At 70.3% G+C, this 19,084-nt stretch carries 14 protein-coding genes and 2 pseudogenes; 15 read left to right on the plus strand and 1 reads right to left on the minus strand.

Features of this window, described 5'->3' with window-relative positions; all coding sequences use genetic code 11:
- Window positions 1–5: 5 nt before the first annotated feature.
- From txtB to H4687_RS30565, 12 genes and pseudogenes are all read left to right on the plus strand, one after another.
- Window positions 6–4,472 (plus strand): thaxtomin non-ribosomal peptide synthetase TxtB, encoded by a 4,467-nt coding sequence (txtB, locus tag H4687_RS30510; protein WP_046912674.1) that lies wholly within the window; start codon window positions 6–8, stop codon window positions 4,470–4,472.
- Window positions 4,473–4,561: 89 nt separating this feature from the next.
- Window positions 4,562–4,759: a thaxtomin biosynthesis NRPS accessory protein TxtH gene (gene txtH / locus H4687_RS30515; RefSeq protein ID WP_010350602.1), complete on the plus strand. Its 198-nt coding sequence runs from the start codon at window positions 4,562–4,564 to the stop codon at window positions 4,757–4,759.
- A gap of 635 nt (window positions 4,760–5,394) precedes the next feature.
- Window positions 5,395–5,472, plus strand: a pseudogene (locus H4687_RS48525) (BBE domain-containing protein); the annotation flags it as partial.
- A gap of 62 nt (window positions 5,473–5,534) precedes the next feature.
- A complete protein-coding gene (gene txtC, locus H4687_RS30525; protein WP_010350601.1) occupies window positions 5,535–6,722 on the plus strand; it encodes a thaxtomin biosynthesis cytochrome P450 TxtC in 1,188 nt (395 codons plus the stop codon).
- A gap of 218 nt (window positions 6,723–6,940) precedes the next feature.
- Window positions 6,941–7,120: pseudogene (locus H4687_RS30530) on the plus strand (helix-turn-helix domain-containing protein); the annotation flags it as partial.
- A 645-nt stretch (window positions 7,121–7,765) separates the two neighbouring features.
- Window positions 7,766–8,653, plus strand: a complete 888-nt coding sequence (locus H4687_RS30535; protein ID WP_046912622.1) for a helix-turn-helix transcriptional regulator — start codon at window positions 7,766–7,768, stop codon at window positions 8,651–8,653.
- A gap of 398 nt (window positions 8,654–9,051) precedes the next feature.
- The gene (locus H4687_RS30540; RefSeq protein WP_046912621.1) at window positions 9,052–9,381 is read left to right on the plus strand and encodes a carboxymuconolactone decarboxylase family protein; all 330 of its coding nucleotides are present in this window, start codon (window positions 9,052–9,054) and stop codon (window positions 9,379–9,381) included.
- Window positions 9,382–9,517: 136 nt separating this feature from the next.
- A complete protein-coding gene (locus H4687_RS30545; RefSeq protein WP_046912620.1) occupies window positions 9,518–10,498 on the plus strand; it encodes an aldo/keto reductase in 981 nt (326 codons plus the stop codon).
- The gene (locus H4687_RS48530) at window positions 10,434–10,925 is read left to right on the plus strand and encodes an aldo/keto reductase (RefSeq protein WP_373560620.1); all 492 of its coding nucleotides are present in this window, start codon (window positions 10,434–10,436) and stop codon (window positions 10,923–10,925) included. Before H4687_RS30545 ends, H4687_RS48530 begins: the two co-directional genes overlap by 65 nt.
- Window positions 10,926–10,942: 17 nt before the next feature.
- Window positions 10,943–11,923: an SMP-30/gluconolactonase/LRE family protein gene (locus tag H4687_RS30555; RefSeq protein ID WP_225966878.1), complete on the plus strand. Its 981-nt coding sequence runs from the start codon at window positions 10,943–10,945 to the stop codon at window positions 11,921–11,923.
- A gap of 282 nt (window positions 11,924–12,205) precedes the next feature.
- A complete protein-coding gene (locus H4687_RS30560; protein WP_192781737.1) occupies window positions 12,206–14,386 on the plus strand; it encodes a DEAD/DEAH box helicase in 2,181 nt (726 codons plus the stop codon).
- A gap of 259 nt (window positions 14,387–14,645) precedes the next feature.
- Window positions 14,646–14,819, plus strand: a complete 174-nt coding sequence (locus H4687_RS30565) for a hypothetical protein (RefSeq protein WP_167358678.1) — start codon at window positions 14,646–14,648, stop codon at window positions 14,817–14,819.
- Between the two features lie 129 nt (window positions 14,820–14,948).
- Here H4687_RS30565 and H4687_RS30570 read toward each other — a convergent pair whose 3' ends face one another.
- Complete coding sequence (locus H4687_RS30570; protein WP_050399611.1) at window positions 14,949–16,055, minus strand: pyridoxal-phosphate dependent enzyme; 1,107 nt, start codon at window positions 16,053–16,055, stop codon at window positions 14,949–14,951.
- Between the two features lie 245 nt (window positions 16,056–16,300).
- Between H4687_RS30570 and H4687_RS30575 the strand changes: the two genes are divergently transcribed.
- From H4687_RS30575 to H4687_RS30585, 3 genes are all read left to right on the plus strand, one after another.
- On the plus strand, window positions 16,301–17,503 hold the full coding sequence (locus tag H4687_RS30575) for a DUF4190 domain-containing protein (RefSeq protein ID WP_179860019.1): 1,203 nt from the start codon (window positions 16,301–16,303) through the stop codon (window positions 17,501–17,503).
- Window positions 17,504–17,650: 147 nt separating this feature from the next.
- Window positions 17,651–18,403 (plus strand): GntR family transcriptional regulator, encoded by a 753-nt coding sequence (locus tag H4687_RS30580; RefSeq protein ID WP_046920102.1) that lies wholly within the window; start codon window positions 17,651–17,653, stop codon window positions 18,401–18,403.
- Between the two features lie 445 nt (window positions 18,404–18,848).
- A complete protein-coding gene (locus H4687_RS30585; protein ID WP_046912981.1) occupies window positions 18,849–19,058 on the plus strand; it encodes an SPOR domain-containing protein in 210 nt (69 codons plus the stop codon).
- The last annotated feature ends 26 nt before the right edge of the window (window positions 19,059–19,084 follow it).

The raw sequence follows: 19,084 nt of genomic DNA on the forward strand, positions 1-19,084 counted from the left end.
ACTCGATGTCCATGCTGCCGCCGGGGCGAAGCCGCACCACGGCCTCGCCCGCCGGGGCCCAGGCCGGCCCCGAGTTCACCCCCGGCCTATGGGGACGGCTCTTCGAAGCCCGTGTCGACGCCGCCCCCGAATCCACCGCGATCAACTCCGCGAGCGAGCGGCTGAGTTACGCCGAACTGAACCGGCGGGCCAACCGCCTCGCCAGGTTGCTCATCGCACGTGGCGCCGGCCCGGAGAGCCTGGTCGGTCTCGCCCTGCCGCGCTCGACCGACTTCGTGGTGGCCGTGGCGGCCGTACTGAAATCGGGCGCCGGCTACTTCCCGATGGATCCGGACTATCCTCCGCAGCGGCTGGCGTTCATGCTCGCCGACGCCGCTCCCATGCTGGTGCTGACCAGGAGTGACATCGAGCCTGAGCTGCCGGCCGAGGCGGCCTCCCGCACGGTGGTGCTGGACGACCCGGCCGTCGTACGGACCCTGGCCGACTGCTCCGCGGCGGATGTGGCGGACGACGAACGCGGCGCCCCGCTCCGGACCCGGCATCCGGCCTATGTCATCTACACCTCGGGTTCCACCGGTACTCCCAAAGGAGTGGTCCTCACCCACCACGGCATCGCCAGCCTGGTGGGCAGCCATGCGCGGGACCTGGGGATCGGGCCGTCCAGCCGGTTGCTGCTCTTTTCCTCGCCGAGTTTCGACGGCGCCTTCTGGGACGTGTCGATGGCCTTGCTCACTGGCGCCACGCTGGTGGTCGCACCGCGTGAACGGCTCCTGCCCGGACCGGAGTTCAGTGCGCTCGCCGCCGAGGAGGGCATCACCCACTTCACCCTGCCGGCCTCCACGCTCGCCGCCCTGCCGGACGGCGCTCTGCCCGCCGGGGCCACCGTCGTCAATGTGGGCGAGGCCTGCAACAGCGAGCTGGTGCGCCGCTGGTCGCCGGGCCGGCTGCTGGTGAACGCGTACGGACCGACCGAATCGACCGTCTCCGCGACCATGAGCGGACCGTTGGCCGGGGCAGGCATCCCGCCCATCGGCCGTCCGCTCTCGGACACCCGCATCCACGTCCTCGACGAGCGGCTCCGGCCGGTACCGCCGGGAGCGGTCGGAGAGATCCACATCGCCGGAGCGGGGCTGGCCCGCGGGTACCTGGGGCGGCCCGCGCTGACCGCCGAGCGGTTCGTGGCCGACCCCTTCGGGACGCCGGGCGAGCGGATGTACCGGACCGGCGACCGGGTGAGGGTGCGTGACGACGGGCAACTGGAGTTCGTGGGCCGGGTCGACGACCAGGCGAAGATACGGGGTTTCCGAGTGGAGCCCGGCGAGGTCGAAGCCGTGCTGCGCGACCATCCCGAGGTCGCGCAGGCCGCGGTGGTGGTCCGGGAGGACACTCCGGGAGACCAGAGGCTCGTCGCCTATGTCGTGCCGGACCACCCGGCCGTGCGGCAGGCCGACGACACCACCTCGGAGCACGTCGAGGAATGGCAACGGCTCTACGACGAGGTCTACAGCGCAGTGGGAGCGCTCCCCCTGGGGGAGGACTTCAGCGGCTGGAACAGCACCTACGACGGCGAGCCCATTCCCGTGCCTCAGATGCAAGCCTGGCGGGACGCCACGGTCGACAGCATCCGTGCCCTGCGACCGCGCCGGGTACTGGAGATCGGCGTGGGCACCGGGCTGCTGCTGTCCCGCCTCGCCGGTGACTGCGAGGCGTACTGGGCCACCGACTTCTCCGCCGAGGTGATCGAGACACTCGGCAAGAAGGTGGACGTCGACCCGGTGCTGCGGGAGAAGGTCCACCTGCTGCACGGTCCCGCACACGACCTCCCCGGCCTCCCCGAGGGGTACTTCGACACCGTTGTCCTCAACTCGGTGATCCAGTACTTTCCGTCGGCCGACTACCTGGTGAGCGTCCTGCGCGAGGCGGCACGCCTGCTGGCGCCGGGCGGCCGGGTGTTCGTCGGCGACATCCGGCACCTGCGTCTGCTGCGCCCGCTGCGCAGCGCCGTCCGGCTGCGCTCCGCCACCCGGCGGGAAGCCTCTGCCTCCGCCGTCCGCGCGGCGGTCGAGCAGGACCTGGTGGATGAGAAGGAGTTGCTCCTCGACCCCGCGTTCTTCGCCGCGGTACCCCGGTGGATCCCGCAGCTCCGCGGGGTACGCACAGCGGTGCAGCGCGGCACGCACCACAACGAACTGACCCGCTACCGGTACGACGCGGTGCTCATCAAGGAGCCGGTGGAAACCGGTACCGCTGCGCCGGACGCGCAGACACTGACCTGGGGCACGGATGTAAGCGGACTGCAGGAGTTGTCCGGCCTGCTGGCCCGCACCCGCACGTCGCTGCTGCTGCGCGGCGTGCCGAACAGCCGGATCCTCGGTGAGGCATCGGCCGCGACGGCGCTGACCACGGCCCGGTCGCTCGACGAGCCGTTGCGGTTGCTGCAAGAACCGGCGGCAGGGATCGACCCCGAGGAACTGCACGCCCTGGGCGGGGGCGCCGGCTGCGAGGTCCACCTCACGTGGTCGGCGCAGGACCCCACGCGACTGGACGCCTGTTTCACACCCGTGGGCGGTGAACCGGGCGCCGTCCCGCTGGCGGAGTCCGCCGACAGCGGCAGGACGTCGCCCGGTGACCACGCCAACCAGCCGACCACGCACCGGACCGGCAACGCCCTGATGGGCAAGCTCCCCGGCTATCTGGCCGCCAGGCTCCCCGCGTACCTGCGGCCCAGCGCCGTGGTACGCATCGCGTCGCTCCCCCTCACCGTCAACGGCAAGCTCGACCGCGCGGCGCTGCCCCCTCCCGCCCTGTTCCCGCGGGCTGACGGGCAGGCGCCCCGCACTCCGCGCGAGGAGATCCTCGCCAATCTCTTCGCCGATGTGCTCGGCCTGCCCGGGGTGCCGAGGGACGCCGACTTCTTCGCCCTGGGCGGCAACTCGCTACTGGCCACGCGCCTCGTCGGCCGTATCGCGAAACACCTCGAAGTCGATGTTCCGATCGCCTGGATCTTCGAGACACCGACCGTCGAGGGCCTGGCCGGGCGTACCGCTCCGGCGAGCAGGCTCCGCCCGCTGTTGCTCTGCCGCGACGAGTACCACGCGGCGGTGCCGCTCTCGCACAGCCAGTACGGCATGTGGTTCATCAACCAACTCGGCGGACCCGCGAGCCGGATCTACAACGTGCCGTACTGCCTGCGGATCACGGGCCGGGTGGACACCGGGGCGCTGCGGACCGCACTCGATGACGTCGTGGCTCGTCACGAACCCCTGCGTACCGTCTTCCCCGATGACGGTGACGGCCCCCGCCAACGGGTCCTCGCCCCCGAGGACGCCGCGGTGGTCCTTCATGAGACCGACGCCGCCGAAGACCGTCTGGCCGGCCACCTGGCGCGGGCCGCGGCGGAACCCTTCGAGCTCAGGACGGACCTTCCCCTGCGCGCACGCCTGTTCCGGCACGGACAGGACCGGTACACGCTCCTGCTCCTGATGCACCACATCACCGTGGACGCCTGGTCGCTGGCCCCCCTGACGGCGGACCTGGCGCACGCCTACCGGGCGCGGCTGGGGCAGCGGGCCCCGCAGTGGCAGCCGCTGCCGGTTCACTATCGCGACTACGCCGTATGGCACAACGAGCAAGCAGCCGAGGCGCAGGACCGCGGCAGCGGCTTCGGGCGCCAGCTCGCCTTCTGGGAGCGGACGCTGCGCGGTCTTCCGGTCGAGACGCGGCTGCCGGCCGACCGGAGCCGTCCGGCCAGACCTACCTATCGTGGCGACACCGTCCACACCCACGTCGAAGCCTCCCTCCATCAGGAACTGCTCAACTGCGCGCGGGAGACGGGCGCGACGCTCTTCATGGTGCTGCACGCCGCGCTCGCGGCACTGCTGACCCGGCTGGGCGGCGGCACCGACATCGTCGTCGGCACCGCTGCCGCGGCGCGCACGGACCCCGCGCTGGACGACCTCGTCGGGCTGTTCGCCAACAGTGTCGTCCTTCGCGTCGACACCTCGGGCGACCCGACGTTCCGCACCCTGCTCGCTCGGACCCGGGCCGTGGACCTCGACGCCTTCACCCACCAGGAGGTCCCGTTCGACCAGGTGGTGGATCGCGTCAACCCGGCACGCCACCCGGCACGTCACCCGCTCTACCAGACGGCCCTCGTCCTGCACGCACCGCCCGGCGACGGCCATCGGGCCGACTCCGTCACCCTCACCCCCGAACCGCCCCCGAACACCGGAACGGCCCGCTTCGATCTGATGTTCAACTGGGACGAGAGCCGGGACAGCGCCGGCCTCGCCCAGGGCCTCACCGGCCGTACCGAGTACAGCTCGGACCTCTTCTCCCAGGAGACAGTCGAACTGCTCCTGGAGCGGTATCTCCTGCTGCTGTCCGCCGCGGTCCGCGACCCGGACGCACGCCTTCACACCCTGGACATCCTCACCGAGCCGGAACGGCGGGCCTTCTCACCACGGCCGTAGCCGTCCGACCCCGAATCATCGCGAAAGCCACCGAAAGCACCGTCAATTCCCGGTGCCGGGCCCTCTTTGCCGACTAGGAGAAATTCACCGTGCCCTCACCCTTCGACGACCATGACGGGCAGTTCCATGTGCTCCGCAACGAGGAAGGCCAGTTCTCACTCTGGCCGAATTTCGCCGACATCCCCTCCGGGTGGCGTTCCGTGAGCGGGCCGAGCCCCCGCGGAAGCGCCCTTGAGTACATCGAGAAGGAATGGACGGACATGCGCCCGGCGTCCGTCCGTGAATGACCCGGCCAATAACATCGAGCGGGGCCACGGGTCGCCGAGAACCGGGCCGTTTACGGCTGGCTCGGCTGGGCGACCGCCGATTCCGAGGACGTGGTGTCCCTGCCGATGGTCTCGTACGGCACCGACGCCGCACCGGCTCCGGTGGTGGTCCCGAAGGCCGGCCGGGGCCGGGCGAAGCGCTTGGGCGGTGCTGGACCGGCTGGGTGGGGCACGTCGGTGCCCCACCCAGCCGAACGCCGGACGACGGAGACGGACTGTCTCGGCGCGATGCTGGAGACCTTCCGGAAACCCGGCGAGTCCGGCGTAGGTGCCGACGAGGGTTCGTGCCTGCCATCGGGTGGGCACCCGGGAAGGAGCGCGCCTGCCACGTGTCGGCTCCGCCGCCATCAAGGGTGACCTCCATTCCGCACCCGTCGCCGGTTCTGTCGTAGACGCCGTCCTCGGCGTGTTCACGGACGGCGCGCGCAGCGGTCACAAGCGTGTGATGGCCGCGTCGACCCGGCCGCGACGGCGTCCTGGCACCTGGGCGCGCAGTACTTCCTGGGCAGCCGACCGCGTCGCACAGCGCCGGCGTCTGCGGCACCTACGGCGGATTCACCGAGCCGGACCTGCAGGACTGACGTGAGTACTACCGCGACAACGCCGCCCGGCTCTCCCGGGTCAAGGCGGCCTGTGACCCGGACCGCTTCTTCAGTTTCGACCAGGCGGTATGACGCGAGACGCCGTCACGACGCCGCACGGCCCAGGCCTGCGGTCTTGGAAAGGAAACGACACCATGGAATCTCCGGCCACCCAGGTCGACCCGGCGAACTCGCCGTTGGAGCCCTATCACATCTACCCGGAGGCCAAGTCCTGCCCGGTGGCGAAGGTCGGTCTGTGGAACGGCACGCCGGCGCACGTGTTCTCCGGGTATGAGGATGTGCGGACCGTGCTGCAGGACAGGCGGTTCAGCTCGGACTCGCGCCGACCCAACTTCACCGAACTCACTCCGACGCTCCAGTCGCAGGCCGCGGCACCGCCGTTCGTACGCACCGACAATCCTGATCACCGGCGCCTGCGGGGCACCATCGCACGCGAGTTCCTGCCCAAGCACATCGAGCTGCTGCGCCCCGCGATCCGCGAGATCGTCCAGGGTGTGCTCGACGGGCTCGCCGAGACCGCGCCTCCCCAGGACATGCTCGAGGCCTTCGCCGTACCGGTCGCGTCCGCGACCGTCTTCCGGCTGCTGGGGATTCCGGCCGAGGACCGCGCGTTGCTCACCCGATGCGTCAAGGGCGTGGTCTCGGCGGTGGGGAGCGAGGACGAAGGTGCCGAGGTGTTCCGGACACTCGGCGAGTACATCGGCGGGCTCGTCCAGGACCCCTCCGAACTGCCCGAGGACAGCCTGATCCGGCGCCTGGTGACGGGCCCGTACCAGGAGAAGCAGCTCACCTTCCACGAGACCATCGGCGTGATCCTCATGCTCATCGTCGGGGGCTACGACACGACGGCCAGCACCATCTCGCTGTCCTTGGTGAGTTATGCACTGCAGCCGGAGAAGTTCTCCGTCGTCCACGAACACCCGGAGCGGATACCCCTGCTCGTCGAGGAGTTGCTGCGCTATCACACCGTCTCGCAGCTCGGACTGGGCAGGATCGCCACCGAGGACGTCGAGGTGGGCGGCGTCACGGTGCGGGCCGGCCAGATGGTGGTGGCGGCACTCCCCCTGGCCAACCGGGACGAGAGTGTCTTCCCGAACCCGGACGAACTCGACTTCGACCGCCCGTCCGTGCCCCATGTCGGCTTCGGTTACGGACCCCACCAGTGCGTCGGCCAGGCACTGGCCCGAGTCGAACTCCAGGAGGCCATTCCCGCGGTGATCCGACGGCTGCCCGGCATGCGGCTCGCCTGCGCTCTGGAAGACCTGCCGTTCCGGCACGACATGGCCACCTACGGCATCCATGAGCTGCCCATGACCTGGTGACCGGGCCTGCCGCGAGGCGAGCACCAGTGTCACGTGCCTACGACGCGTCGGCCGAGGGAGCGGCGCAGCGGGCGGTCATACCGGCGCGCCCGCCTCTCGGCGTCGCTCGAATCCTGGTTCTGGATCACTATCAGTGCCAGGGCCACGGAGGGCCGACAGTGACCCACTTGGTGATCTTCGCCCGAACCTGATCTTGATCTGAGGTCAGGAGGGAGAGGGTGATCTGCGTGGAGGACTGGGCGGAGATTCGCAGGCTGCACCGGGCCGAGCAGATGCAGGTCCGGGCGATCGCGAGGCATCTGGGCATCTCGAAGAACACGGTCAAGCGGGCATTGGCCAGCGACCGGCCGCCGAAGTGCGAGCGTCCGGCCAAGGGCTCGGTGGTCGACGCCGTCGAGGTAGAAGACGGTCCTCGGGGGGCCGTGCTGATTCTGTGCTGACTGGAATCTCTCAGAACCCCGTTTACGCAGGTGAGAGCCTTACTGTTAACGTTCCGCTTCAATGTGTAGCGGGTGACGCAACACCACTTCGCTGATCTGACAGACATGCAGGTCAGAAGGGGTCCGACTCTTAGGGGACGGGCCCCTTATTCTTTCCCGTGCTGGGATGGTGCTGGGGCGGGACGAGAACGGTGCTCACGCCGGCGAGCCGAGGGACCTCCTCGCGGCGCAGCCCCGGGGACGCGGCGCTCACCGCCGAAGACCGTCACGCCGGCCTCCTCGGGGCTGATCCGGCCTGGAGCGTGTTGGTTGGTCGGCTGTCTCAGGCACCGCTGTTCCTGGTCGGCTTCCAGAGGGTTTGATGTCCGGAACCGGGCGGGTGGTATTCCTCTGCACTGTGGTGGCGACTCGTCCGGAAGATCCGTCGGCTTGCGCGGTCCCTTCCCATGATCCGCATCCCGCCCGGGGCGGGGAGGCAACCAGCGGCGAACCCCTCTGTCCTGCGACTCCGCGCTACCGGAAGGGGCTGGCGCCGGGGCTTACTGCTGTGAGGGGTAATGACAGGGTCTCTCAGTTGGTGAGCGGCGAACCTACCCTGACCTCATGGACAACCGCGCCGAAATCAGTGCGTTTCTGAAGTCTCGCCGTGACAAGATCACGCCCGAGCAGGCCGGTCTGCCCGTGTACGGCCAACGCCGGGTGGCCGGGCTGCGCAGGAACGAGGTCGCGACGCTCGCGGGCGTCAGCGTCGAGTACTACACGCGTCTGGAGCGCGGCAATCTCAGCGGTGTCTCCGACAGCGTCCTGGAGGCGCTGGCCCAGGCTCTGCGGCTCGACGACACGGAGCGCACGCACTTGTACGACCTGGCCCGAGCGGCGAACAAGACGCCCGCCCGTGTGCGGCGCCGGACTGCCCGGCCGGCTGTGCGGCCCAGCGTGCAGCGCATCGTTGACGGGATGCCGGGGATGCCGGCGTTCGTGAAGAACCACCGATTCGACATTCTGGTCGCCAACCCGCTCGGTCGCGCACTGTTCTCGGAGATGTACGCCGATCCGGTCTGCGGGGCGAACACCGTGCGGTTCGTGTTCCTCAGCCCCGCGGCCCGGCGGTTCTACGTCGACTGGGAACGCATCGCCAGGGGCGCTGTGGGTGCGCTGCGGATCGAGGCGGGCAAGAACCCGTACGACCGCGAGTTGTCGAACCTGATCGGTGAGCTGTCGACCCGCAGCGACGCCTTCCGCGTGATGTGGGGGGCCCACGACGTACACGTCTTCCATGAGGGGACGAAACGCCTTAGGCATCCGGTCGTCGGTGAGCTGGAGCTCGACTTCGAATCGATGAACCTGCCGGACGGCTCGGGGCTGGTCGTGGCGTTGTACAACGCGGCCCCCGGCTCCGCGGACGCGGACGCCCTGAACCTGCTGGCGAGCTGGTCCGCCACGGCCGAGGCCGCGGATGTGCAGGCCGCCGAGGCGGACTCCGAGAACTGAACCGACGTCCACGACCCCGCCTTCTCCGGCTGCCGCCGGCAGTAAGGGCGGGGCTATGGCCTGCGCATATGCCGCTGGGGGTCCCTGCTGTTACCCCTCACAGCGAAGACTCCCTCATCGTGCCCGTTCCCGGTTGCATGGTCAGTGCCCCGCTTTGGGGCCGACCGGTATCGAACCTCGGCCTGATTCCCCTGCTCGTCCTCGCCGCGATACGCGCCACCCGCACCGCCGTACCTCGGGTGTCCCTGCCTGCGGCGGACGAGGGGACCTCGCACAAGGCTCAGGCCCGCCGCGTGGCGGCCTGATCACGGGACACCACGGGGTGTTCCTGCAACAAACCCACCGAATCGGTTGATTACGTTTTGTAACGGATCAAATACATAGAAAGGATGAAAGGTATGGCTGAAGAACAGACCGCCGCACAGAAGCTGCTCGGCGACTTCGCGCCCGAACTGGTCCGGCTCACCGACGACGTCCTCTTCGGCGAGGTGTGGGCGAGCGAGAGCCTGTCCCAGCGGGACCGCAGCCTGATCACCGTTGCCACCCTGGTCGCCCTCTACCGCGCCGACCAGCTCGCCTTCCACCTGCCGAAGGCGCTGGAGAACGGGGTGACGAAGGGCGAGCTGGTCGAGGCCATCACCCACATCGCGTTCTACGCCGGATGGCCCAATGCGATGTCCGCGATCACCCAGCTGAAGAACATCGTCGAGGGCGCCGACGCGAGCTGACCCCGCGCCGCCCGTCGGGAGCAACACCCCATGCGACGACGCGGACTGACCACATGTCTGGCACGCCTCACGACCATCAGGACCACACCGGCCAGGGCGTCGTCGTCGCTCGTGGCCACTCGATAAGGAGAACGGAATGAAGAAGCGTGAACTGGGAAACAGCGGGCTCGAAGTGTCGTCGATCGGGCTCGGCTGCATGGGAATGACCTTCGGCTACGGCCCGGCCGCAGACACGGGTGAGGCCATCAAGCTGATCCGGGCGGCCGCCGAGCGCGGTGTGACGCTCTTCGACACCGCGGAGGGGTACGGAGAGGCGAACGAAAGGCTGGTGGGCGAGGCCTTGGCGCCGGTGCGCGACCAGGTCTCCATCGCCACGAAGTTCGGGTTCAAGGACGGCAACCCCACCGCGGGGCTGGACAGTCGGCCGGAGCGGATCCGGCTGGTCGCCGAGCAGTCCCTGCAGCGTCTGGGGACCGACCGCATCGATCTGTTCTACCAGCACCGGGTGGACCCCGACGTGCCGATCGAAGAGGTCGCCGGCACGGTCAAGGACCTCATCCAGGAAGGCAAGGTCAAGCACTTCGGCCTGTCCGAAGCGGGTGAGGACGTCATCCGCAGGGCCCACGCGGTCCAGCCGGTCACGGCCCTGCAGAGCGAGTACTCGCTGTGGTGGCGCGAGCCCGAGGAGACCATCCTGCCGACCCTGGAAGAACTGGGCATCGGCTTCGTGCCGTTCAGCCCGCTCGGCAAGGGCTTCCTCACCGGCGCGATCAGTCAGGACACGAAGTTCGAGGCCAACGACATCCGTAACGTGCTGCCGCGCTTCGAGGAAGAGGCGCGTGAGGCCAACCTCGCACTGATCGCGCTGCTGGGCGAGATCGCGGACGCCAAGCAGGCGACCCGGGCTCAGACCGCCATCGCGTGGCTGCTGGCGCAGAAGCCGTGGATCGCACCGATCCCGGGCACGACGAAGCTGCACCGCCTCGAAGAGAACATCGGCGCCGACACCGTGGAACTGACCTGCGAGGACCTCAGGCGCATCGAAGAGGCCGTTGCCCAGGTGCAGATCAAGGGCGAGCGGTACACCGCAGCGCAGCAGAAGACCATCAACCGGTAAGTCACCAGCCTTAATCGGCCCGTTCCTGACGGAGCGTCGTTCAAGACGCTTCGTCAGGAGGGTCCTGCCCATCCCCGTCATCACCGCCCTGGCCGACAAGTACGCGAAGACACCCGCGCAGGTCGTGCTGCGCTGGCACCTCGACCACGGCTTCTGTGCGATCCCCAAGTCCGTCAGGGCCCATCGCATCGCCGAGAACTTCGACGTCTTCGACTTCGCCCTGACCCTCGACGAGGTGGCCGCGATCGACGCCCTCGACACCGGCGTACGCGGCGGACCCGACCCGGACTCGCTCAACCTGGAGAACGCCGGCTTCCCGATCCCCGACCAGGGGCTCCCCAGCCGATCAGGCAGGTCGTCAGCGCAGCTGACGCTCCACTCCGGCCGGGCCTGCGGCGCCGATGGAAAGAACGAAAGAGCGCAATGATCACGAAAGGCATTTCCATGAAGAAGTCGTTCAAGCTCGCGGCGATCTCCGCGACCGCAGCCGTCATCGTCTCGGCACCGTACGCGTCCGCCGAGACCGGACACGCGGACGCGCGGCCCGCCGTCACCCACGTGAAGACCGTGGCCGCCTTCGACTTCGCCACCGGCGACGTGCCCGAGAACATCACCGTCGCCCCGGACAATTCGCTGACCGTCTCGATGGTGGGCACGCCCGCGGGCGAACGGCCGGCACTGGTGCGGATCGCACCGTCCGGGCACCGCACGGTGCTGGTCACCGGGCAGAAGGGCGACGGAATCACCGGCAACACCCGCGGCCACGACGGCACCGTCTACTACAACGTGTGGTCCTCCGACGCCTCCCGGAACGGGGTGTGGAAACTGCCGCCCGGCGGCACTCCTCACCGCATCGCGGCATTGCCCGCGGGCGGAGTCCCCAACGGTCTGGCCATCGATCCGGCCGGGCGCACCTTGTACGTGGCCGACAGCCAGATGGGCACCGTCTGGGCCGTCCCGGTCTCCGGCGGTCCCGCGACCGCGTGGCTGGCCGACCCCGCCCTCGCGATCAAGGCGTCCGCACCCGTGCCGTACGGCGCGAACGGACTCCGTTTCCACAACGGCGCCGTATGGGTCTCCAACCTCAGCAAAGGCACCCTGCTGCGGATCCCCGTCACCGCCACCGGAGCTCCGGGCCGGGTCCACACCGTCGCCAGCGGCCTCACTGGCATCGATGACTTCAACTTCCTCAGCGACCACTCCAACGTCGTGTTCGCCGCGCTGAACACACAGAACCAGATCGCGGTCGTCTACCCGAACGGCACCACCAGGACCGTGCTGACCGCCTCGGATGGCCTCGCCTCGCCCACCGCCACCGCGGTGCGCGGCAAGCGGCTGTACATCACCGACGGCGGACTCAACGAGCCCCACGACGCGCAAGTGCAGAGCGGGAAGATCGACCTCGGCGCGCTGCTCTCCCGCTGAGCGCCCGGCAGCTCCCAGTAATGCAGAGGGCGTGGCCTGCAGGGATGCCACCTGGGGGTCCCTGCGTGTCACTGTGCGCCAAGTGGTTCGTCGAGCGTGCGGTTCAGAAGGGGTCGTCTCCTCCCGGGGGGCGGCCCCTTCGTGGTCACCGTGCCGGATGGGCGCTGGATGTGCTGACGCCGGATCGGCCGGCGTCTCCCTCGTGACGTGGGCCGCGAACGCGCGTCGAGGCCGGTGCGGGCGGTGGCAGGATGCGGGGAGGGCCGGAGAGGGGCGGGGCGTGTGGGGCGTGGCGAGCGGGACACCATCGCGAGGGGAGCACGACTCCACGAGGCCGCGCGGTCCGTGGTCGATGACCACGGAAGGGCGGTGGAGGCGGTACGGGCGGCACTGAAGCCGATCCACGACGAGGCGGTGAAGCGGGAGCTCGACGCCATCCCCGTGGCCCGGCTGCAGGACGTCACCGAAGGTCGGCTGCGCCTGGGGAGCGTCGAGAAGAGCGGACTGCGCACCCTGGGCAGCGTTCTCGAAGCGGGCCCCTACCGGTTGCGGCAGATTCCGGGTGTCGGGCAGCGCACCGTCGACCACATGCTCGCCGCCGCCCGTCGGCTCTCCGAGGCTGTGCACGAGACCGTGGCCGTCCATATCGACGTGGACCGGCCGGAACCGCGCACCACAGCGCTCGTCATGGCTCTGCACGTCCTGGTGGAGGCCGGCCCGGACGCACGGCGTGCGGTCGACAAGGCCACCGCCCTGACGCAACGGCTCGGTCCGTTGCTGGCCGACGCGAGGCCCGCCGCCGGCAGGGTCCGGATGCTCCTGGCCGGCCAGGAGAAGAAGGCTCGCGCGCGGGCGGCGGTCGCCGAAACCCGGTCGCTGGTGGACGAGGCGGACCGGGCGGGCCTGCCGGAGCTGCTCGCCCAGGCGTCGGTGGACCTGCTCCGGGGGCTCTCGTCCGACGTCGCGGCCTGGGTGGACTTCGAACTCCGTTCCGCCGAGTACTACAGCTTGCTCGCCGAGATCTCGGGGCGGCTGCCGGACGAGGCCGCCGCCGAGGGCTTCCTGCCGGACGAGGTCGCGGAGCGGGTACGGACCCAGCACCTCGACGACACGCACCGGCGCGTCTCCTTGCGCGGTTACCAGGCGTTCGGCGCACGGTTCGCGCTCGCGCAGCGCAAGGTGCTGCTCGGCGACGAGATGGGCCTCGGGAAGACCATCCAGGCGATCGCCGTCCTCGCCCACCTGGCCGCCGAGGGGCAGAGCCGGTTCATGGTCGTCTGCCCGGCGAGCGTCCTCGTGAACTGGACACGGGAGATCGAGGCCCGCAGCGCCCTGCGCGTCACGGTGCTCCACGGCCCCGACCGGCACTACGCGTTCGCCGACTGGAAGGGGCGGGGCGGCGTCGGGGTGACCACGTTCGACGCGCTGCGCGGCTTTCCCGCTCCGGACGGCGGGGAGGTCGGACTGCTCGTGGTGGACGAAGCGCACTCGGTGAAGAACCCGCAGGCCAAGCGGTCCCAAGCGGTCGCCCTGTGGGCCGAGCGTTGCGGGCGCGCCCTTTTCATGACCGGAACCCCGATGGAGAACAGGGTCGTGGAGTTCCGCAACCTGGTCCGGATGCTCGACGGCGACGTCGCGGACTCGCTCGGCGAACGTGACGCGTTGGCCGGATCGGTCGCCTTCCGCAAGGCCGTGGCCCCGGTCTACCTGCGGCGCAACCAGGAGGACGTGCTGACGGAACTCCCGAGTCTCCAGCAGACCGACGAGTGGGAGGAGTTGAGCGCGTCGGACGAGGAGGCGTACCGCGAAGCCGTGCGCGCGGGCAACTTCATGGCCATGCGCAGGGCCGCGTACACGCGTCCCGAGAAGTCGGCCAAGCTGGGCCGGCTCCGGGAGATCGTTCAGGAGGCGTGCGAGAACGGTCAGAAGACGGTGGTCTTCTCCAATTTCAAGGACGTACTGGGTGTGGTGAAGGAGGCTCTCGCGGCCGGAACCAGCGGGGCCGTTCCGGTGTTCGGTCCGCTGACCGGTGGCGTCCCGGCCGAGCGTCGCCAGGAGATCGTGGACGACTTCGCCGCTGTCCAGGGCCCCGCGGTGCTTCTGGGGCAGATCCAGGCAGCGGGTGTCGGCCTCAACATGCAGGCCGCCTCGGTGGTCGTCATCTGCGAACCCCAGATCAAGCCGACCATCGAACATCAGGCGGTGGCCCGGGCCCACCGTATGGGACAGGTCAGGCCGGTTCGCGTGCACCGTCTCCTCGCCATCGGCGGCGTGGACGAACGCCTGGTGAAGATGCTGGAGGCCAAGACGCGCCTGTTCGATGCCTACGCCCGTCGCAGCGCGGTGGCCGAAGCCACCTCGGACGCGGTCGACGTGTCGGACACCGAGCTGGCACGCCGGATCGTCGAGGAGGAACAGGCTCGTCTGGGTATGACGGACGAGAGGCTCATGCCGGCCGAGTGAACCGGGCGCAGGTCGGTACGGTCGATCAGGTGGGGCGACGAAGATGTCGTCGCAGGCGTGGGCACTTCACCGTCTGAGCGGGTGGCACCAGTCCGTCGCCGATCCGGCAGTCATGCGGGTGAGAGCGGGGGCCCGGCCTTTCGACGGCGGCCGGCGGATGTGCGTGAGCGGTGACCGCACGGGCGTCCGGGGGGTGTCGATCTCCCGGCGCGGGCAGTCCTTCAGCAGGTGGTCCGCATCGGGCTGGGAGGGGAATCCCATGTGGGTGGCACTGGCGATACTCGGCGTGCTCGTGGTGTTCAACGGTGAGTTCCGGGTGCTGGCGGTCGCCGCCGGGGCACTCCTGCTGTGGGTCGGTCACAAGCGGAGCAACACGTTGCTGACGGCGATCGGCGCGGGCTTCCTGGCGCTGATGCTGTACGCGGCGTACTGACCGCTACCGATGCCGCGACCGCGACCGCGACCGATGCCGATACCGATGCCGATACCGATGCCGGGCCCCGGTTCCGGCCCGGTCCGGCCCGGTCCGGCCCGGTTCCGGCCCGGGCGAAGTCCCGGCCCCTCAACTCCCCGCCAACCCTGTCTTCACCCCCGCGCCGCACAACGGCACCACCGCCGAGCGCGCCCCCAGCGCCCCCTCTCGTACGGCAGCCCAGCACGCCACGCCCGTGGACTCGACGTACAGGCCCCGGGAGGCCAGGTCGCGTTGGGCGTGGCGGAGTTGGTCCTCCGTGACGGTGAGGAAGGTGCCGCCGGAGTCGCGGACCGCGCGGAGGATCTGGCGGGCCCGGGGCGGGCGGGGGATGGCGATGCCCTCGGCCAGGGTGGGGGCCGTGGAGGTGTCCCCCACGAGGTCGTCGGCGCCCTCGGTCCAGGCGTGGGCCAGCGGTGCCACGGCCGCCGCCTGGACGGCACAGAGGGCCGGGCGGCGGTCGATGAGACCCGCCGCGTGCAGTTCGGCGACGGCGAGGGCCGCGCCCAGCAGCAGCGTGCCGTTGCCGACGGGGACGACGAGCACCTCGGGGAGCCGGCCGCCGAGGTCCTCCCACAGTTCGTGGACGTAGGTCTTGGTGCCGTGCAGGAAGTACGGGTTGTAGACGTGCGAGGCGTAGAAGACGCCGTCCGCGTCCGCCGCCTCCCGGGCCGCGCGGGCCGTCGCCTCGCGGCCGCCGTCGACGAGGTGGAGCTGAGCGCCGTGCGCCCCGATCTGCTCCAGCTTCTTGTCCGAGGTGCCGAGCGGGGCGTACACCGTGCAGGGCAGCGCGGCCCGGGCGCAGTACGCGGCGAGGGCCGTGCCCGCGTTGCCGCTGCTGTCGGCGATCACCCGCCGGGGCCCCAGTCGCAGCGCCAGCTCGGCGAGGAGCACCGCGCCCCGGTCCTTGAAGGAGAGCGTCGGCATCAGGAAGTCGAGCTTGGCCCGGATGCCGTCCTTCAGTTCGACGAGCGGCGTCCGGCCCTCGCCGAGGGAGACGGTGGGAGAGGCCAGGGGGAGGCATTCCGCGTAGCGCCAGAGCGAGTTCACCCGGCCGGTCAGGGATTTGAGCGGCGCCGGTGTGGGCGCGAAGTCCAGATCGAGAGGGCCGCGGCAGGCCGGGCAGCACCAGGCGAGGGAGGCGGTGGGGACGCGCGTGCCGTCCGTCGGGCAGAAGCGATCCGGCAGAGGGGTCATGGGCGAAGGGTAGTGGCGTCGGTCCGGTTGTCCGGGACGGTCGGTGACGGTGCGTCATGGCGCTGCGGTGGTCGGTGGCACGTCCGCAGCCGGTGATCCGGCCGCCGGGGCAGGGCACGATGGCGCGCCCCCGCTTTCTTCCCCGGGCCGTCCTTTCTGCGTATCGCCCACCTTCGCCGTCCGCTTACGATGCGCCAAGTCGTACGTCAGTTCCCACCCACTCGGCGCAAGGAGCAGCTGTACTCGTGGCCACACCCCCGCCCCTCGGGCCCCAGCCACCTCAGGGCGGTGGCCCGTTCCCGCCCCCGGGGCAGCCGTACCCGTACCAGGCGCCGCACCAGGTCCCGGGTCAGGCCTGGGGACAGGCCTGGGGGCGGGCGTACCCGGCGCCGAGGCCCGCGCCGCCCGTCAACGGGCTCGCGATCGCCGCGCTCGTGCTCGGGGTGCTGTGCTTCCTGCCGGGCGTCGGGCTGCTCCTGGGGCTCCTCGCGCTGGCGCAGATCCGGAAGAAGGGGGAGCGCGGCAAGGGCATGGCGGTGGCCGGAATCGTGCTCTCGACGGTCGGCGCGCTGCTGACGACGCTCGCGTTCACCACGGGTGGCGCGCGCGGCGCGTGGGAGGGCCTGCGTGACGCGGCGAACGGTGTGGGCGGCACCTTCTCGGTGGCCACGGGCGAGTGCTTCGACACGCCGAGCGGCTCCTTGGAGGGGTACACGGACGACGTCGACGTCGTGCCGTGCGACGGCGAGCACGATGCCGAGGTGTTCGCCGGCTTCTCGCTGCCGGACGGCCCCTACCCGGGCGACGACGCGGTCACCGAGGCCGCCGACGGCCGGTGCTACGCGCGCTCGGCGTCCTACGTGATGGACCCCTGGGGTCTCCCGGCCGACGTCGACGTCTACTACTTCACGCCGACCCGGGAGAGCTGGCGGTACGGCGACCGCGAGATCACCTGCATGTTCGGCAACACGGACCCCGAGGGCGGCCTGACCGGCTCGCTGCGGCAGGACGAGACCACCCTCGACGACGACCAGCTCGCCTTCCTGAAGGCCGACGCGATCCTGGACGACGCCTTCGACGGGATACCCGACACGGAGTACGTCGAGGACGACCTGGCCGGGCACAAGGCGTGGGCGTCGCAGGTGGCCGCGGCCCTGGAACGGCAGACGAGGGCGTTGCGCGCGCACGACTGGGAGCCGGGCGCCGAGCAGGCGGTCACCGACTACGCCGAGGCGCTGGACCGCGCACGCGAGGAGTGGCGGGCGGCGCACGGGGCCGACGACGCCGGGGACTTCACCGACCACTGGGACAAGGCGCACCGGCTGACCGACGGCCCGAAGGCGGTCACCGCCCGCGAGGCTCTGGGGCTGGCCACCGAGGCGCCGACGGGCGACGACGAGGGCACCGGCAGGGGCGGAGACGACGGCGAGACCGAAGCGGAGGTGTGACGGTACCCATAGTGGGGAGAAAGTGCCTGCGTAAAGCCCTCCGCGGACACATGTCATCACATCGAGTGATTCTCTGGCCTTTGCTTGCATGGCCGAACCCACGGTTGCCACGCTGTTGCTGTCTGTACATCCAGAGGGGAGCGGCCAGTGACTTTCGGTGAGCAGCCGGCGTACTTGCGTGTCGCGGGTGATCTCCGCAGGAAGATCGTGAACGGATCGCTGCCGCCGCACACCCGCCTTCCCTCGCAGGCCCGTATCCGCGAGGAGTACGGCGTTTCGGACACGGTCGCGCTGGAGGCCCGAAAGGTGCTCATGGCCGAGGGGCTGGTGGAAGGCCGCTCCGGTTCGGGGACGTACGTGCGAGAGCGGCCGGTGCCGCGCCGGGTCGCCCGCTCCGGGTTCCGGCCCGCCGGCGGCGCCACACCCTTCCGCCAGGAGCAGGCCGACATCGCGGCGCGCGGCACCTGGGAGTCGCGCAGCGATCAGGTCGAGGCGGGCCGGACGGTCGCGGAGCGGCTCGCGATCCAGACCGGCGACCGTGTGATGTGCACCCGGTACACCTTCCGGGACGCGGGGGAGGCCATGATGCTCTCCACCTCCTGGGAGCCCCTCGCCGTCACGGGCCGCACCCCCGTGATGCTTCCCGAGGAGGGGCCCCTCGGGGGCATGGGCGTCGTCGAGCGCATGGCGGCGATCGACATCGTCGTCGACAACGTCACCGAGGAGGTCGGCGCCCGCCCCGGCCTCGCCGAGGAGCTGCTCGCCCTCGGCGGCGTCCCCGGGCATGTCGTCCTGGTCGTCCAGCGCACGTACTTCGCCTCCGGCCGGCCGGTCGAGACGGCGGACGTGGTGGTCCCGGCGGATCGCTACCAGGTGGCGTATCACCTGCCGGTGAAGTGAGGTCGTGCCGCTGCCCGTTCGGAAATCGGGCTCATCGCGGGAGTAGGGGGCGGTGGTGCGGGCATGGGGCAAGTGGCCTTTGCCGGAGGGAAGTTGGGCATGTGGGGGCTTCGGGGGTACATCCGAACGTAGTTCGAATTCGGTCGTTCTTGCCGCCGGGGCGCGAGGACGTCCGGTAGCTGCCCGTTTCGTGCGACGGGCGCGGGACCGCTGCTCGTCGGAGCGCTGCGGGGCGCGCGGGTGGTGATCGGCGGCGCGCGCGACGGAGTGCGCCCCCCTCGTCTTGGCTGGTTGCGTACCTCTTTGTGAAAAGACAGATTCGCTGCGTGAAGGTTAGGCGTACGCTCGGGCATATGCGGATTGCGGTTTCCTTAGGTGACGGGGCGCGGCGGCATCCGGGGGCGGGACCTGGGCGGGCCGGGGCGGGAAGGAGCGGTGGGGGTCGATGAACGACGGCACGATCACTCTTCCCTGGCTCGTGGTGCGGCAGGACGACAACGGCAATCGCTACCGGGTGGGCCGGTACGCGACGCGCGCCGAGGCGCAGCAGATCGCGGACAGCCTCGACAGTCGCGGTCACAAGCAGCTCTACTGGGTCGAACGCATCGGGCAGAACGGGCACAACGGGCAGAACGGCCACGGTGGGAGCAACTGATCCACCCCGCCCGGCGTCCGTGTCCG

This window comes from Streptomyces stelliscabiei, assembly GCF_014873495.1.
GTDB lineage: Bacteria > Actinomycetota > Actinomycetes > Streptomycetales > Streptomycetaceae > Streptomyces > Streptomyces bottropensis.

Excerpts from the sequence above, each read along its gene's own strand:
- H4687_RS30570 (WP_050399611.1), bottom strand. The coding sequence starts at position 16,055 with ATGACCCCTCTGCCGGATCGCTTCTGCCCGACGGACGGCACGCGCGTC.
- H4687_RS30585 (WP_046912981.1), top strand. The coding sequence starts at position 18,849 with ATGAACGACGGCACGATCACTCTTCCCTGGCTCGTGGTGCGGCAGGAC.
- H4687_RS30545 (WP_046912620.1), top strand. The coding sequence starts at position 9,518 with ATGAAGAAGCGTGAACTGGGAAACAGCGGGCTCGAAGTGTCGTCGATC.
- H4687_RS30535 (WP_046912622.1), top strand. The coding sequence starts at position 7,766 with ATGGACAACCGCGCCGAAATCAGTGCGTTTCTGAAGTCTCGCCGTGAC.
- txtC (WP_010350601.1), top strand. The coding sequence starts at position 5,535 with ATGGAATCTCCGGCCACCCAGGTCGACCCGGCGAACTCGCCGTTGGAG.
- H4687_RS30540 (WP_046912621.1), top strand. The coding sequence starts at position 9,052 with ATGGCTGAAGAACAGACCGCCGCACAGAAGCTGCTCGGCGACTTCGCG.
- H4687_RS30555 (WP_225966878.1), top strand. The coding sequence starts at position 10,943 with ATGAAGAAGTCGTTCAAGCTCGCGGCGATCTCCGCGACCGCAGCCGTC.
- txtB (WP_046912674.1), top strand. The coding sequence starts at position 6 with ATGTCCATGCTGCCGCCGGGGCGAAGCCGCACCACGGCCTCGCCCGCC.
- H4687_RS30565 (WP_167358678.1), top strand. The coding sequence starts at position 14,646 with ATGTGGGTGGCACTGGCGATACTCGGCGTGCTCGTGGTGTTCAACGGT.